This is a genomic window from Asticcacaulis sp. SL142 (genome assembly GCF_026625745.1).
Lineage (GTDB): Bacteria > Pseudomonadota > Alphaproteobacteria > Caulobacterales > Caulobacteraceae > Asticcacaulis.
Genome location: NZ_CP113061.1, coordinates 1,302,146 through 1,317,413, shown reverse-complemented (window position 1 = coordinate 1,317,413; position 15,268 = coordinate 1,302,146). Strand labels below are relative to the sequence as shown.

General features: G+C 54.3%; 10 protein-coding genes, 1 tRNA gene and 1 pseudogene. 6 read left to right on the top strand and 6 right to left on the bottom strand.

The genetic code is table 11. The annotated features are described in order from the left end of the window. Positions 1-116 precede the first annotated feature (116 nt). Positions 117-698 carry a YqaA family protein gene (locus OVA03_RS05995; protein ID WP_267527237.1) on the bottom strand — a complete coding sequence of 194 codons (582 nt, stop codon included), beginning with the start codon at positions 696-698 and terminating at the stop codon, positions 117-119. Between the two features lie 267 nt (positions 699-965). On the opposite strand from OVA03_RS05995, the gene OVA03_RS05990 reads away from it, so the two are divergent. From OVA03_RS05990 to OVA03_RS17035, 4 genes and pseudogenes are all read left to right on the top strand, one after another. Continuing rightward, positions 966-1,427, top strand: coding sequence for a MarR family winged helix-turn-helix transcriptional regulator (locus tag OVA03_RS05990; RefSeq protein ID WP_189485815.1), 462 nt, complete (start codon positions 966-968; stop codon positions 1,425-1,427). A gap of 157 nt (positions 1,428-1,584) precedes the next feature. After that, the gene (locus OVA03_RS05985; RefSeq protein WP_267527236.1) at positions 1,585-2,490 is read left to right on the top strand and encodes a hypothetical protein; all 906 of its coding nucleotides are present in this window, start codon (positions 1,585-1,587) and stop codon (positions 2,488-2,490) included. A gap of 99 nt (positions 2,491-2,589) precedes the next feature. Further along, positions 2,590-2,674, top strand: a tRNA-Leu gene (locus OVA03_RS05980). Between the two features lie 160 nt (positions 2,675-2,834). After that, positions 2,835-3,059, top strand: a pseudogene (locus OVA03_RS17035) (DUF6538 domain-containing protein); the annotation flags it as partial. Between the two features lie 434 nt (positions 3,060-3,493). Here the strand turns inward: OVA03_RS17035 and OVA03_RS05975 are convergent. The 4 genes from OVA03_RS05975 to OVA03_RS05960 form a co-directional block, all read right to left on the bottom strand. After that, entirely contained in the window at positions 3,494-5,962 is a 2,469-nt protein-coding gene (locus OVA03_RS05975; RefSeq protein WP_267527235.1) for a glycoside hydrolase family 2 TIM barrel-domain containing protein, read from the bottom strand. 427 nt (positions 5,963-6,389) lie between these two features. Further along, a complete protein-coding gene (locus tag OVA03_RS05970; protein WP_267527234.1) occupies positions 6,390-7,955 on the bottom strand; it encodes an alpha-L-fucosidase in 1,566 nt (521 codons plus the stop codon). Positions 7,956-7,990: 35 nt separating this feature from the next. Beyond that, complete coding sequence (locus OVA03_RS05965) at positions 7,991-8,836, bottom strand: beta-galactosidase (RefSeq protein ID WP_267527233.1); 846 nt, start codon at positions 8,834-8,836, stop codon at positions 7,991-7,993. Then, positions 8,775-10,043, bottom strand: coding sequence for a beta-galactosidase (locus tag OVA03_RS05960; RefSeq protein ID WP_267527232.1), 1,269 nt, complete (start codon positions 10,041-10,043; stop codon positions 8,775-8,777). The genes OVA03_RS05965 and OVA03_RS05960 overlap by 62 nt, the downstream gene beginning before the upstream one ends. A 638-nt stretch (positions 10,044-10,681) precedes the next feature. Between OVA03_RS05960 and OVA03_RS05955 the strand changes: the two genes are divergently transcribed. Both OVA03_RS05955 and OVA03_RS05950 read left to right on the top strand, forming a co-directional pair. Further along, the gene (locus OVA03_RS05955; protein WP_267527231.1) at positions 10,682-13,522 is read left to right on the top strand and encodes a TonB-dependent receptor; all 2,841 of its coding nucleotides are present in this window, start codon (positions 10,682-10,684) and stop codon (positions 13,520-13,522) included. Between the two features lie 137 nt (positions 13,523-13,659). Beyond that, on the top strand, positions 13,660-15,153 hold the full coding sequence (locus OVA03_RS05950) for a tryptophan halogenase family protein (RefSeq protein ID WP_267527230.1): 1,494 nt from the start codon (positions 13,660-13,662) through the stop codon (positions 15,151-15,153). Between the two features lie 9 nt (positions 15,154-15,162). On the opposite strand, the gene OVA03_RS05945 is transcribed toward OVA03_RS05950, so the two are convergent. Beyond that, positions 15,163-15,258, bottom strand: coding sequence for a hypothetical protein (locus OVA03_RS05945; protein ID WP_267527679.1), 96 nt, complete (start codon positions 15,256-15,258; stop codon positions 15,163-15,165). Between the last annotated feature and the right edge of the window lie 10 nt (positions 15,259-15,268).

The following is a 15,268-nucleotide window of genomic DNA, read 5'->3' as shown; positions in this document are numbered from 1 at the left end:
AGTGTGTGATCCAGCGGCGCGCATCATGCAACAGATTTCCAGCTTTGTCGCACCGTTTTTGACTAAGTATCCAGAGGAGCGGGGGAAATCCGCCCAAAGCCCCCCTAAAAGCCCGCTTAGTGCGGGATCATCTTCATCGCGACGATCAGTAAAACGAGCACCGCCACCGCTATGGCCGATACCGTATAGATGCGTTTTTCAATGTGATGGGTGATTTCCGGGCCGAACTTTTTGATAAGGAAGGCGACCAGTAAAAAGCGTGCGCCACGCGTCAGGGCGCAACTGAACAGAAAGACCGCCATATTTAAATGGCCCAAGCCAGACGCGATGGTCACCAGCTTAAACGGGATGGGGAGAAAGCCTTTGATAATAATGACCCAGGCACCCCATTTTTCCATAAAAATATGAAACTCAGCCAAGCCCTGTGTGTAGCCAAAGAATTTTAAAATGGCCACGCCCACAGGTTCCAGAAAATACCCGATCGCGTATCCCAAAAGCGCGCCCAGCAGGGAGGCGATGGTGCAGACCAGAGCGTATCGGTAGGCCTTGTCAGGCCTTGCCAAAACCATGGGCGCCAGCATGATGTCGGGCGGAATGGGAAAGAAAGAGCTTTCAGTAAAGGATACAATCGCCAAAGACTTTTCCGCGTGACGGCTGCCAGCCAGCTTTAGCATCCAGTTATATAAATTGCGCAGCACGTGAAATTCTTTGGTCTGAAATGAGTGATTGGACGTCTATGCCATGTTGCACTCGCTAAGCAAACGGCTTTGTCGTTATGGGCGAACTTTATCTCAGAAATGTGGTGTGCTTTAGCGGATTGGGCGGTTTAGCGGCGGTGTTTGGCGGATTAACTAAAACTCATTTGTATTAAGGGTTGCGTCAAGGCATAACCGTGACAACAATATGACTATGTTGCGCCGGTAACGATGGGCGCACTATTTTCACGCTTCAGGAGGCTATTCGATATGTCGGTGAGTAAGCTTGCGCTTGATGATTACCTTCCCTACCGTTTGTCGGTAGCGTCAAACGCGGTTAGCACGCTTATTTCAACCGCCTACGATAGCATCCACGGGCTGAAAATTCCGGAATGGCGGCTGATCTGGGTGCTGAATGAGGATGGTCCCTCGACCCAGCAGGCGCTGGTTAAGCGCACCGGCATGGATAAGGTCACGATCTCACGCGCCGCTCAGGCCCTGGCTAAGCGCCGTCTGATCACCCGCGCGCCCCATGAATATGACGGCCGCTCACACCACCTGATTCTGAGTTCGGAGGGTGAGCGACTGTTTGCCGATGTTGCGCCGTCGGCGGTCGAGTTTGAAAAAGTCGTCCTGGCGAACCTGAGCGCGGAAGAGGTGGTCGTGCTCAAAGACCTGCTGCGCCGTGTCGAAGAGGCCGCGCTCAAGGTACAAAACGACAAATCCAAGTGATTTCAGCACCGGAACTTCGCCATTCAGGCATCCGGGACTCGTCAGAGCGTGAGCGTTTGTGTTAACCTAACCCTTGTGTTAACGGTTACGACAGGTGCGCCCGGAATCTCACTATACGGGCGGCTGAGCGCAGGCGGGGGAAGTTCTGAACATGGCTATGAGGTACGACTCATTTACTCCGGCGGAAGATCCCAACGACTTCGCGTATGAGACCGTGTCCTATGACCTGAGCCTGCTGTTCCTTGCCGTCGTCGTCGCCCTTATTCTGGCGTTTTTGTTGTGGGCCGCCTATGCCAAGGGCAAGTCGGATACACGTAAAACCCTTAGACGCCAGAGAGAACGGTCGGCTGAAAATATCTATGAAGCTGTGCGCCGCGCATTGGATAAGGTCATTGTGTCCACGACTGACGGCATTTACGCGCCAACGAACGAGCTTTTAGCCGTTCTTGACAGCCGATTAGGTAAAACACTGGCCTTATGCAGTGATATCAAAAAGCTGCGCGACACAATTAATAAGGCGCTGGACGCCAAAGACGACGCCCTCCCTAAAAAAGACGGCGCCAAAGACGGAACCATTCTGGTGCCGGTCAATCTCAATTTCGGCGGCACAACACCGGGAACGCCGCCGGTGGGTATAGTCTCGCCAGCCCAAGTTTACACCGGCGGCGGTCACATGCCGATGCGTTATCAGGAGCACCGCGCCGCCATCCGCATGGCCGTCGAGGAGTTGGATAGCTTTTGGCGTAACAAGCAATATGTCAAAAAGCTGATCATAGATGCTCAGGAAGAACTGCTGTATTCTGAGGATATACGGCCAGAAATTGACATTCTTGGGGTCTCTTTCGATGGAGCGCCCCGTCCGCGCCGCCGCCGCAATCCGTTCACGCGTCCGCCTGAAGAACATGGCCCGCACTCAGGTGGGCACTCAGGGGGCGGACATCATCCTACACCTTCCGCCAGCTATGCTGAGGCCGTACAGTCGGCTGCCGAGGCGCCGCGTCGGCCTGAGCCAGATCCGACGCCGCCCTCATCCAAAAAGCGCCGCCGGCCCGGACTGGCTTAAGGTTATTAAGACTGTGAACGGTAACGGATTTAGGCTTGCGTGGGGCTAAAAAAGCCTTTATCACCGCCGTCCTTACCGCGCTAAAAATCCGTAATACGGGCCCCTGTGGTGGAATTGGTAGACGCGCCGGATTCAAAATCCGGTACCGAGAGGTGTGTCGGTTCGAGTCCGACCGGGGGCACCAAACTTACCGAAAATCCCGAAAAATCCATACAGTACAGTCTTTTAAACGCCTGTAGCGTCAGCGTGCGTCATGACTGTAGCAACAGTTTGTATCATTCTGGGGTTCCAAGCGTCTCATCCATGCTGTCCAAAAGGGTGGCAACCGATCATCGAAAAGACGGGTGGCGAAAGCTCTGACGATCTCTGAATCAGGTCGAGAATCAGCCTCGCTTCGTAATCGTCGGGGTTTTATCGTCCGGGGCAGAACGATCTATGTCAGATGGTCGATCCCACGCCCTCTAAGACCCATCGTCGGCAAGGCGTTCTTCGTCAGATCGTTGAAGACTGGACGATGGGGTGAAGCTGTCCGAAAGGCTCGGCTGGTTGGCATGGAATATGAGCAATGGCTACGACATGCTGAGGGCCATGCGTTTGAGCCGATTGCAATCAACCCTCTACCGCCAGCATCTAAGCCAGACGCTAAAGGGAAGACCTTTGAAGAGGTCTTCACGCTCTTCATCAATGACCCATCGAAGAAACGGATGTCCAAGACCGTCGCCCGGTATCATGAAATGGTGAGCGTCCTGTTTGACATCCTCGGCAAGGATACTCCGGTGGAACACATCGACAGGGAGGCATGTAGGAAGCTTCTGGACACCCTGCGCTGGCTTCCGTCGAACGCCCGCAAGAGGTATTCAAAACTGACCGCCAGCGCCGCCGCTAAAATGGCCAAGACCAAGGGTTTAAAGGAGCTTCTTGGGCCAGTATCGGTCAACGGCTATATGATCGTCGCGTCAACCATCTGGTCAAGAAGCGCGACAAGCGCTTACCTGAGTTCAGCCTATGGTGCCACAGAGGTGAGTTGCACCTGCTGGCTGGCCATACCCTCGGCGTCGATCTTGACGGTGATCGGGCCGGCGGTCAGACTCGCCTTGACCACGGCCACCACACGGCCATGGAAGGTTTTACGCATGCCGGATTGAAAGCTTGATGCGTCCTGCGGATTACCATTACCAATACCCGCCAGTGTGCCTGCGCCAGAGACCTTAACCGTAACCTTCCGGTCATTGGTCTGGGCATAGATCGGCACACCTTGGGCATCGGTCAGTTCAATCGTCACATAGGCCAGATCCTGGCCATTGGCTGTAAAGGTCTGACGATCGACCGTCACTTTGAAGCCAGATGACGCGCCGGCGGTTTTCAGTTCCCATCGTCCGGCCTCGCGGCCCTTGTCGTAGCCCAAGGCTATCAATTGCCCTGGTGCATATGGCACGCGGTAATTGGCGCGGTATTCGCTGGCGACCGACACCGGTTTACGGCCCAGACTCTTATCGTTGAGGAACAGTTCCACCTCAGGAAATTCGGAAAAGACCACGACATCCAAGGTCTTGCCTTCCTGACCTCGCCACGTCCAGCTTGGGTGGATATCTTCCAGAGACCAGTCCAGATGTGGTGGTGTGATGGGGTACAGGTTTCGGTCAGGCAGGTCCTCGGTGCCTTCGGGCTGTTTTACAAACGCGGCCACCGGATCAATGCCGGATTTCCACATCACCTGCCGGTAGAAGGCCGCCGGGCGTTTGCGGCCTGTGGCGTCAATCTCACCACTATAGGCCAGATGCCATGGGTAAGGCCCAAGCTTTTGCCAGTCCTGTGTATAGCCCATCCAGCCGATGCCGCTTTCACCCAGATAATCGACCGCCGTCCACACGAAATCCCCGATCACCCACGGCATGGTTTCAACCAGGCGCCAATAGGTGAAAGCGTCCTTCGGCGTCGATTCTGCCGTATACATTACACGCTCAGGATAGTCCTTATGATCTTCGGCAAAGAAGTGCGCGCGGTAGTTATATCCGGCTATGTCCATAACCGGAAACTGGGCATTGCCAACATCGCGTTCGGCATTGACGGCTTGGGTAACCGGTCGGGTCGGGTCTAGCTTGCGCACATGCTCGGCCAGTTTTCTGCCGGTCTCGACCCCCAGCGGTGTGCCTTGCTCCGGGATTTCATTACCAATGCTCCACATGATCACACTGGGGTGGTTACGGCCACTGATGACGAGGCTGGTCAGATCCTGTGGCCAGTCCTCTTTGAAGAAACGGGCATAGTCCATAGGTCGCTTATTATTGTTCCAGGCATCAAAGGCTTCGTTGATTACCAGCATCCCCAGTTCGTCAGCGGCATCGAGGGTCGCTTGACTGGCCGGGTTATGGGCACTGCGGACGGCGTTATAGCCCGCCGCTTTCATCAAAACGACCTTACGGCGGTCGGCATCGGGGCTGCCAGCGGCACCAATCATATAGTTGTCATGGTGGATATTGCCGCCCTTGAGGAGGATAGGCTTACCATTGACGCGCAGGCCATTGGCGGCATCCATGGTGACCGTTCTGAAGCCAAAGCGGGTGCGGCGTTCGTCCACCACCTTACCCTCAATACGCACTTCCTGAACCAGAGTATAGAGTGCAGGAGAGTCCGGTGACCACATCTTGGGGCGGGTCACGGTCAGGTTTTGCTCCAGGCTGGTATCTTTATGGGCCGGCACAGACGTGCTGCGGGTCGTTTGCGCGACGACTGAGCCGTCAGGGGCTAGGATTTTAACGGCATATTCGACTGAGCGGTTCTTATTGCCGCAGTTTTTGACGGTTGACGCCACGCGGGCAACACCGGCGGCCTCGGTCAGATCAGGCGTTGTCACAAACACGCTGTCGGGGGTGATGTGAACGCAGTTAAGAACTTCCAGATTGACCGGACGGATAATGCCTGATCCGGCGTACCAGCGTGATGACGGATCGACATGGTTGACGCGCACGGCAATGATATTGTCACCGGCCCGCACCTTGCCGGTCAGATCGACCGTAAAGGCACTATAACCAAAGCGGTGTTTAGCGGCATGGGTGCCGTTTACCCAGATATCCGCATCCATATAGACCGCTTCGAAATTTAAGCGCGTGACCTTTGAGGTATCTGCATCTTTTAAGTTCAGGCGATAACGATACCAGCCGACGCCGCCCGGCAGGTAGCCTGAATCCTGACCACCGGCGACGGCCGGATCAAACGGTGGGGCGCCATCGGCCTTATCCATGATCGACCAGTCATGCGGCACAGATACCTTAAGCCAGTTCCGATCATCAAAGCTTGCCTGTTCGGCCCCGTTCACGTCGCCTTTATGAAATGACCATCCCTGCGACACATCGCGCACCTCAGCCACAGCCTGCGACCAGACGCTCAAAAATGCAGTCAGGAAAAAGACTAAAAAGTACGCCTTTACGGCTTTTTGCCGGACGTATCGGCGACTTGCAGGCGGAAATGTCATCTGTAGTCCCTGTCAATTGTCTGAGTTATGTGTTCTGGGAGGTGTGCAGTCTATATTTTAGGCTGCGGCTTTGTTCGTAATCTTATCAACCTCGAGTCTCAGCATTATGTTTACCAATACACTCAGAACAAAAAAATTGTTAAGAGCATCAATGCCCGGAGCGCTTAGTATCGAAGCCAAAGCACCAAGTTGGAATGAATTTTTTGTAGCTTCACCTGCGTAAGGTAGTTACTATTTTTTCGTGAAAGCTCGCAAGTTCTTGTAGCTCATTTGTACGAGAATTATGGCGTAACGGGGCCACAATCTCGCCCCATAGTGCTTAGTTTTGTTAGTTTCCCAATCTTTGCTTTTTACGGCTATATCGCCGCGGTGCTGACCATGCCTAGATACTTTAAAAAGGCGTGGACTTACCACGCCTTTTGCAGGTTTAGCCAAAGGTAATCTGAAAGGCGCTGGCATGGGCCGTGGGTAGCTTAGGCGGCAGGCTGATGACCAGGGCCTCATCCGTTTGCTGAAAGCGTAAGGCCGCGGATGAGCCCAGAGCCTGCACTTTACGCACCGGCCGTTCAGCCAGATTGGCGCGCTTGCCCAGAGATTTGATGACCACATCTGTGCGCGGTTCGCCCAAGGTTATCGCATAAAGTGTCTTGCCCCTGGTCGTAAACCGGATGTCCTGCGCCACATAGGCGGCGTTTTCCTTGAACGCACCGCCTGAGGTTTCGGTCGGGCCTTCGCCAAAGATTTTCCATGGACGCGTACCATGAATGGCCGGCCCGTTTATCTTCATCCAGGCGGCCATTTCGCTCAGAAACGCCTCGGACTCGGGCGGCAGACTGCCGTCGGGCAGTTGCACGACGTTGAGCAGCAGGTTGCCGTTCTTACTGACGATATCGGACAGCATATAAACGATATCTGCGGTTGTTTTATACTTATAACCTTCGCTGTAGAACCAGTCGCCCATTGAGGTGCAGGTCTGCCACGGGTATGGATTTATGCCGGCTAAAACGCCGCGCTCGACATCCTGAACGCTGGCTTCCTTGTGGAACTCGCCAGAGCCTGAATCCTTGCAGGTATAGACGGCCTCGGCCTTGCCCTTACCGGTGACGCTGCGGTTATAGAGGTGGGCGACCAGACTGCGCCCAACCTGACCGAACGGCAGACCGCCATCAGAATAAAACAGGTCAGGCTCATACTGATCGACCAGATCCTTCATGCGGTTGTACCAGACCTGCTGGAACTCAGGGTTCTGTGTATACCAGCTTTCCGGGGTGTTGACGAAGGATTCGCCCTTATTAGGGTGATAGAGGTCAAAATTTTCCGGATTGGCGCCGTCATAGGGTGTGCCCAGCAGGGGCCAGAACTGGTCATACTGGTGGCTGGTCTGATACCAGGTGTAGCTGGCGGCCAGATGCTCAGACACCCCGTATTTCAGACCGCGTTTTTTAGCCGCTTTTTTCCAATCACCAACGATGTCGCGCTTAGGCCCCATAGCGACCGCGTTCCAGCGGTGATGCCGCGAATTCCACAGGTCGAAATTGTCGTGGTGGACGCCCATGCTGACAAAATATTTGGCGCCCGCGTCAGCATATTTGTCCATCAACCCTTCCGGGTCAAACTTTTCGGCCTTCCATAGCGGGATGATGTCCTTGAAGCCGAACTTTGAAGGGTGGCCATAGGTCTTGACGTGGTGGGTATAGTGCGGATGGCCGGGAATATACATCTGGCGGGCGTACCAATCGCCAACCTTGGGCACGGCCTGCGGTCCCCAGTGCGACCATATGCCGAATTTGGCATCACGGAACCACGCCGGTGTTTCGTAAGTCTTTAAAGAGGCGACTTCGGCGGTGAACTTGCCGGACTGCATCGGCAGATCAAATTTAGGCGCCGGTGGTGTCGGCGCGCAGCTATCTGCCGCCTTAGCGGACAAAGCTGACGCCCCTAAAGCGGCCAGCAAGGGCGCGCCCAGTAATTGTCGTTTGCTGATGGTTGTCATGGTTTTGACCCTGTTATCTTTTCTTTGTGTCGCGGCTATTTCAGAAATTCCACGCCGTAAGACGGCAGGGTGAGGGTATCGCTCCAGGCCGTGCCCGACAGCACCCCGGTCTTTTTGCCGTCAATCGCTACGGTTTTCGTCTCCGTCGTCGTATTGACATAAAGAGTCTGCCCATTCACCGTGCGCGCATAGACGCCTTCGGGGGTTTTCGGGCCCACTTTCAGGCCAAGGTCTGTGTAGAGTTGTTTATACAGAGGCGCCATGACCGACGGCTGGGCTGGGGTGGCCACATAGATGGCGCGGCCCTTACCGTATTGATTGACCGTGATCACCGGTGGCGCGCCGTCAACATTGTCAAAACTGCCCATAACCTTGGCGGTCGAGGGTTCCAACACTTCGTAGAAATTGATGGTGGTCGTAAAACCGGCATCGCCGATCTTGCCGGTCAAAGGCTTTTCGGTCCGATAGAACTCACGCGTTTTCAGGCCGAACACATCGGACAACTGCCCCGGCAGAGGGGTGTTGAACCACTGATTGTTGTCATTGACCTTGGCCGACATGGCCGTCATGACGACGGTGCCGCCGCCATTCACGTATTTCCTGAGATTATCAGCGGATGCCTTATCCATCAGGTAGATGCCCGGCACCACCACCAGCTTGTAACGACTCAGGTCTTCCTCAGCGATGTTAAGGACGGCCATGTCTATATTGTCCGCATAGAGCGGCGAAAAGGCATTATGAGCCTGAGTAAGATACGGCGTGGTCATATACTGCTTGACCGTGTTGGACCAGCTTTTGGGGTTTGAGGCTACGCGCGCCTCAAACGAATAGGCAATCGCCACTTCGGGCTTTAAGTCGCGCGGAAAGCCCATTTTTTCCATTCTGCTTAAACTCTTTGGCGATGGTGGCAAATTCGTCCAGCTTCCAGGAGGGGGTGTCGTCATGGTCGACCAGACCAAACAGCGCCTGTTCTTCACCGCCCAGATGGCTGTTGAACGTCCAGGCCAGTACGGCCTGACCACCATTCAGCAGGCCAAAATGCGCCCACATGCGTGAGCGGCCCTTGGCGCCGTAAAATCCGCCGCCGCCGGCCTGAAACTCATTGAACCAGACCGGTGTCGGCAGGGTCCCCTTCATCATTAGGGTTTCAAAGCCGCCGCTGATCGGGTCACCGGCATAATATCCGAACGCCCCGTAGCTGACATAATCCTTGTAGGTTTCAAGATAATTGAAACCCTTACGCTCACTGGAGTCCCACAGATTGGAGATGGTCGGCTTATCGGGGGCATATTTACGGCGCGACTGCTCAAGATCCATCAGCGTGCCCACTGTAACATCAGACCAGTAATGATGCAGGTCAAGGTAACGCTCAAAAGGCCCAGGGCCGTCACCATAAGGAATTTCAACCTGATCCCAGTCGGTGAGGGTGCGCGCCCAGCGCTGGGTGGCCCAGGCCTTGTTCAGGGCATCGAGCGTGCCGTATTTGTCTTTCAGCCACACGATAAAACGCTCACGATCGGCGGCGGAATAGGACATGAAGCCGTTGCCGATTTCGTTATTGTAACCGATGGCGATGACGGCCGGATGCTTACCGTAGCGTTTGGTCATGGCTTCACCCAGCGCCTTGGCCAAGCGGCGGTAGTCCGGATCGCTGATGTTGTCCATGTACCGTTCGGCGGCATAAAGGCGCGTGCCGTTCTGGGTCACCAGATCAACACCGGGATATTTTTTGTGCAGCCACATTGGTGCCGGCAGGCCCGGAATATCGACCATAACCTTAATGCCGGCCTTGTGCATTTCATTCAAAACCGCGTCGAATTTTTCAAAGGTATAGACGCCTTCGGCCGGCTGGAAATAGTCCCAGGACAGATCGCCCATGCGCACCACCTTGAAACCCGCTTTCTTCATCAGGCCGATGTCGTAGGTAATCTGGGCAGGTGTGCGGTCAACGGGCTGGTAGTTGGCCCCGACATAAAGGCCGCTTTCGACGCGCCCATCGGGCCTTGTGGTGGCCGTCTGTGCCCCGGCAATGCTGAAGGATGCGGTAAGGATTGCGGCGGAATACAGAAGAGTTTTGGCCAGCCTCATAAGAAGTCTCCTCAGTGATTGTTAGTTGCCAAAATGCGTGTTCTGCTTTGCCTGTATACGCAGATGGTCAGTTTTAGGCGCAATAATGCCCTTACTTCAAATGTATGCAAGGTGAGTTTAATTGGTCTCCCTGGCGTCTCGACTCGCATATTTGAAATATATTTTCAAGTGAGAAAGTAAGGGCTTTAGCTTTGTACATTTCTATCCAGTGTGGGGAGGGTTTATACAATGCAGAGCGTGATGAAAAAACAACCTCCTCGGGGAGGGCCGGGGAGGTTGAGGGGCGCTGGGAGTTTCCATGTATTTTGGAAAGTCATTACCGTGAATAAAACAAACGGGAGTGCCGATCAAGCCATTTATTGAGATGATGTTCAATTTTTAGTGAGAAGTTCGTGAATTTTTCTAGGCTTATTAAATAAAGGAAATTGAAGTAAATTTTAAAAAATTATATTTATCAGATGGATAGCTGACTCGTAAATGGAGGATGTGGTGAGTGTTGCTCAAATGCTGCAAGTGTGCGGGATGTGACCGTTTTGCGGGTTTCCTAAATAAATTTAACTTTCGCATATGAATATTATCATATAAGTTCACTTTAGCTTACTCGCCGATAAGGGCGGGGGGCGGAGGGAACCAAAATCATGAAAATATTTACACGCACCCGTTCAGGGGTGTCTGTGCTGGCTATCGCATCGGTTCTGATAGCAGGGGGAGCGTTAGCTCAGGATCAGGCCGCCGCAGACGCAGATAATACGGCAAGTGATGATACCGAAACTGTAGTCGTCACCGGCCTGCGCCGTAGTCTGGCGACGGCTCAGGCGATCAAGCAAAATTCCGACCAGATTGTCGATTCGATCACGGCCACGGACATCGGAAAGTTTCCGGACGTAAACATCGCCGAATCGTTGCAGCGTATTCCCGGTATCCAGATTCAACGTATTCGCGGCGAGGGTCAGCAGGTGCTCATTCGCGGCCTAACCCGGGTTCGGACCGAACTCAACGGCCATGATATATTCTCGGCAAATGGCGGCGTTGGCTTGTCGTATGACGAAATCGGGCCCGATCTGCTGTCGCGAGTTGACGTTTATAAAAACCCGTCCTCAGATATGATCGAAGGCTCCCTGGCCGGCACGGTTAACCTCATTACGCGTAAGCCGTTTGATGCCAAGGGCAGAGTAATGTCGGCAACGGCGTCTGTTACCAACTATGACCTGGCTAAGGAAACCGGCGAAAGCTATTCGGCGCTTTACAGTAACCGGTGGTCTACCCGTATCGGTGAGATCGGTTTCCTCGCCAACGCGTCATACCAGAAGTCTGCCTTCCGTGAGGATTTGGTCCAGATGGAACCTTATTACTACCACGGTCCTTGTGTCTTGGACTCCGGCGGTAACCTCGTGCCGGTCACCCCGACGCCAAATGGCTCGCAATTGCGCTGCACGCCGGTTCCGGGCCATGAGACCGAGAATATTCTGGTGCCCGACGGCGGCGGCTTTAACGTCGGCAGCGGCAGCAGAAAGCGCAGCAGCCAAAACATCGTCCTGCAGTGGCGCCCAAATGACGACTTTGAAGCCTATGCCCAGCTTTTCAACTCGGACTATCGCTTCATAGATGCCGGCAACTCGTACTTCATTAACGGCAATGCAACGCCGGTTGGAACCTACCAGGTGGAAGACGGGGTCGCCGTGGCGGGTGCGCGTACCGGTACAGGCGGCATTTCCATCATTTACGGCGGTATTCGTAAGACGAGAACAACCGAGTTCTCGACTGGTTTCAAATGGCAGGTGACACCAAATCTGCGTTTGGATGCGGATTACGAGCACCTGGATTCCAAGGTCAACCGCACCGGCATGAATACCTATCTTTTCTTAGACGCAGGCAATTATAACTATGTCTTCGACAACACTGGCGATTTTCCGATCCAGGGTTCGGACACTCCGAATTTCTTGAGCGACCCGACAAGTTATAGCTATGGGGCGATTCAACCTTTCATAACCAAAAATACGGCGGAGGCCGATGCCCTCAAACTCGATCTAACCTGGGATTTCGACGACGGATTTTTCAAGCAATTCAAGTCGGGCGTACGCTATAGCCGCAAAGATGCGATGAATCGCGACGCCAACACCTGGAACGGCATTTTCACGCCCGTTGAAGATAATCCTGAGTTCGTTGAGATTAATCCCGGCCAGGCATCGATTTTGCGTGGCGACGGGGCTGATTTGGTATTTGGTCCTGTCCTGCAGTGGCTTGGGAATGATACACTAAATCATCAGGACGCCTTCGCGCACTATAAGACGCTCACGGGTATCACGGTCGGCTATCCTGACATCAGCGATCCACTCCATCGGACGTTTAGCCCCATCGAACAAGATGACGTCGCATTCTACCTGCGCACGACATTTGGTTCGCAACTGGGTGGGTTTGACTTCGACGGGAACCTGGGCGTTCGCTATGTTCAAACGGAAGCAACGGGGGAAGGTTACCAGGCGCTCAGCTATCGGACATCAGGTGGCGCTAATCCAACCGTAGTGCAGACCGAGGGGCCCTTATCTGGAGGCAACAAGTATAATGTCTTATTGCCGAGCTTCAACCTTCGGGTACATCTGACTGAAAATCTCCAGGCGCGCTTCGCCTACTCTAAAAACATATATCGGCCGGACTTTACGCAACTTAACCCGACCTTCAGTTATTCGCCCAATTACACAGATCAAAATGCGTTGCCGAATACTGTAGACCAAAACAACCCATATAATGCGACGACCAATCCCTATCAGGGCAGCTTCAGTAGAAATGGCAATCCAAACCTCAATCCTGAGCGCGTGACATCGTATGACCTGTCTTTCGAATGGTACTTCGCTAAAGACGGCAGCCTCACGATTGATTTCTTTAAAAAGGACCTGGTCGATCTGATCGCAACGCGGGGCGCTGAGTTCACCGAAACCATCCCGGGGGTCGGTGTCGTTCGGTTCAACGGGTCTGAATTGACGAACGTGACCAGTGGTTACGTCGAGGGCTTCGAAATCTCCGGCCAGAAGTTCTTCGATTTCCTCCCCGGCGCGTGGTCTGGGCTCGGAATTGCGGCGAACTACACCCTTGCTGATAGTAATGCGGGTACGATCGCTTCGACCACGGTCGGAGGCACACCATTTGCGGTGCCGCTGGAAGATTTGTCGAAGGACAGCTATAACCTCATGCTGCTCTATGACAAGTATGGCTGGAATGCGCGGGTCGCCTATAACTGGCGCTCGACGTATCTGGACACGGTAAGCGAAACCGGTGCCGTATCATTGCCAGTCTACTTCAAGGCTTATGGGTCGCTTGACGCCTCGGTGAGTTATGATCTGAACGACCACGTCTCATTTACCATTGACGGGCAGAATCTGACGGACACGGTCCAAAAGACCTTCTTCGCCAGAGAAATACTCCGACGTAACTACCAAATCAACGATCGCCGCGTATCTGCGCGTATTCGTCTGAAGTATTGATAGAGCGAACCGGTCGGGTTCCGTCCGGCCGGTTACGTCTTGATTTAGAGCGTCTACGTTCTTTGCGTAGGCGCTCTAATTCGTAGTACTCTCAAATATACGGCCTAGCTTAATACCACGAAATCATGGGGAATAAATTGCACACGCGACCTGTAAAGAAGGTGATCGTGGTTGGTGGCGGCACGGCCGGCTGGATGGCCGCGGCTGCCTTATCGACCAAGCTCGCGCCAGGGAGGGTTTCGGTAACGGTGGTCGAGTCCTCAGAGATCGGCATTGTCGGCGTGGGCGAAGCCACTATCCCGCCGATACTCCAGTTCAATGCGCTGCTGGGGCTGGATGAAGAGACCGTAATCCGCAGAACTCAAGCGACCTATAAGCTCGGCATTGAGTTTGTAAACTGGGGCCAGATCGGGGACAGCTATTTTCACCCCTTTGGGAAAACGGGCTCTGACATCGGCGGCGTCCACTTTCACCATCACTGGCTGCGTACTCGTCGCGGTAACCTCGAAGACTATTCAATGTGCACCCAGGCGGCGCACGCGGTTAAGTTTGCCCGCCCGGTTGATGATGCGCGCAATGTCCTGTCACGGATGTCCTATGCTCTGCATTTCGACGCCAGCCTCTATGCCCAACTGCTCAAAGACGTAGCGGTTGAAGCCGGGGCAACCCATATTGATGGCCGCATCACCGCCGTCCAACAGGACAGTGATAGCGGTTTTGTGCAGTCCTTAAGCCTTGAGGATGGCCGTCAGATCGAAGGTGATCTGTTCATCGACTGCTCAGGCTTTCGCGGGTTGTTGATCGAGCAGGCCTTAAAAACGGGCTACACCGACTGGTCGCACTGGCTGCCCATGAACCGTGCCGTGGCGGTGCCATCTGCCTCAGCGGGGCCGCTTTTGCCCTATACCCGATCAACCGCCAGCCGCAGCGGCTGGTTCTGGCGTATCCCGCTGCAACACCGAACCGGCAATGGCCATGTCTATTGCAGCGATTTTATCTCCGATGATGAGGCGCAAGTTGAGGTGCTGAAGCAACTGGACGGTGTGGCACTGGCTGAACCGCGCCGGCTGAAGTTTCAAACCGGCCGACGCAAGCTGTGCTGGCATAAGAATGTGGTGGCGCTGGGGCTGGCATCAGGGTTTATCGAACCGCTTGAATCGACCAGTATTCATTTGATTCAGCGCGGTATCGCCACGCTCATGTCCCTGTTTCCAGCGGCAGGTTTTAACCGGGATGAAACCGATCTTTACAACCATCTCATGGCAACGGAGATCGAGGCGGTCAGGGACTTTGTGATTTTGCACTATAAGCAAACCCAAAGGCAGGACAGTGACTTCTGGCGCTATGTGTCGGCGATGGAGGTGCCCGATACGCTTAGGGCGCGCATGGCGGTATTCGCCAATTCGGGCCGCCTGATTATTGAAAAGGGCGAGTTGTTTAATGAGACGAGCTGGGTGGCGGTCATGCTGGGGCAGGGGCTATACCCCAAGACCTACGACCCGCAGGCTGATCTGATCGACGCGGATGACATCAAGGCCACGCTCGACCGGATGAAATCGGTCATCCGCAATGGCGTGGTCACCTTGCCAGGGCACTATGAGTTTATCAAAGGCTTGAAACCGTCGGCGTGACGCTTACCCTCAGGGTTGATCGGACAGAGCGTAGATTTTTTCCATCGGCAACCACTTCTCACCCAGTTTGGCGAACGGTAGCGCTTGCTGAAACTGCCACATCAGCGTCTCCCAG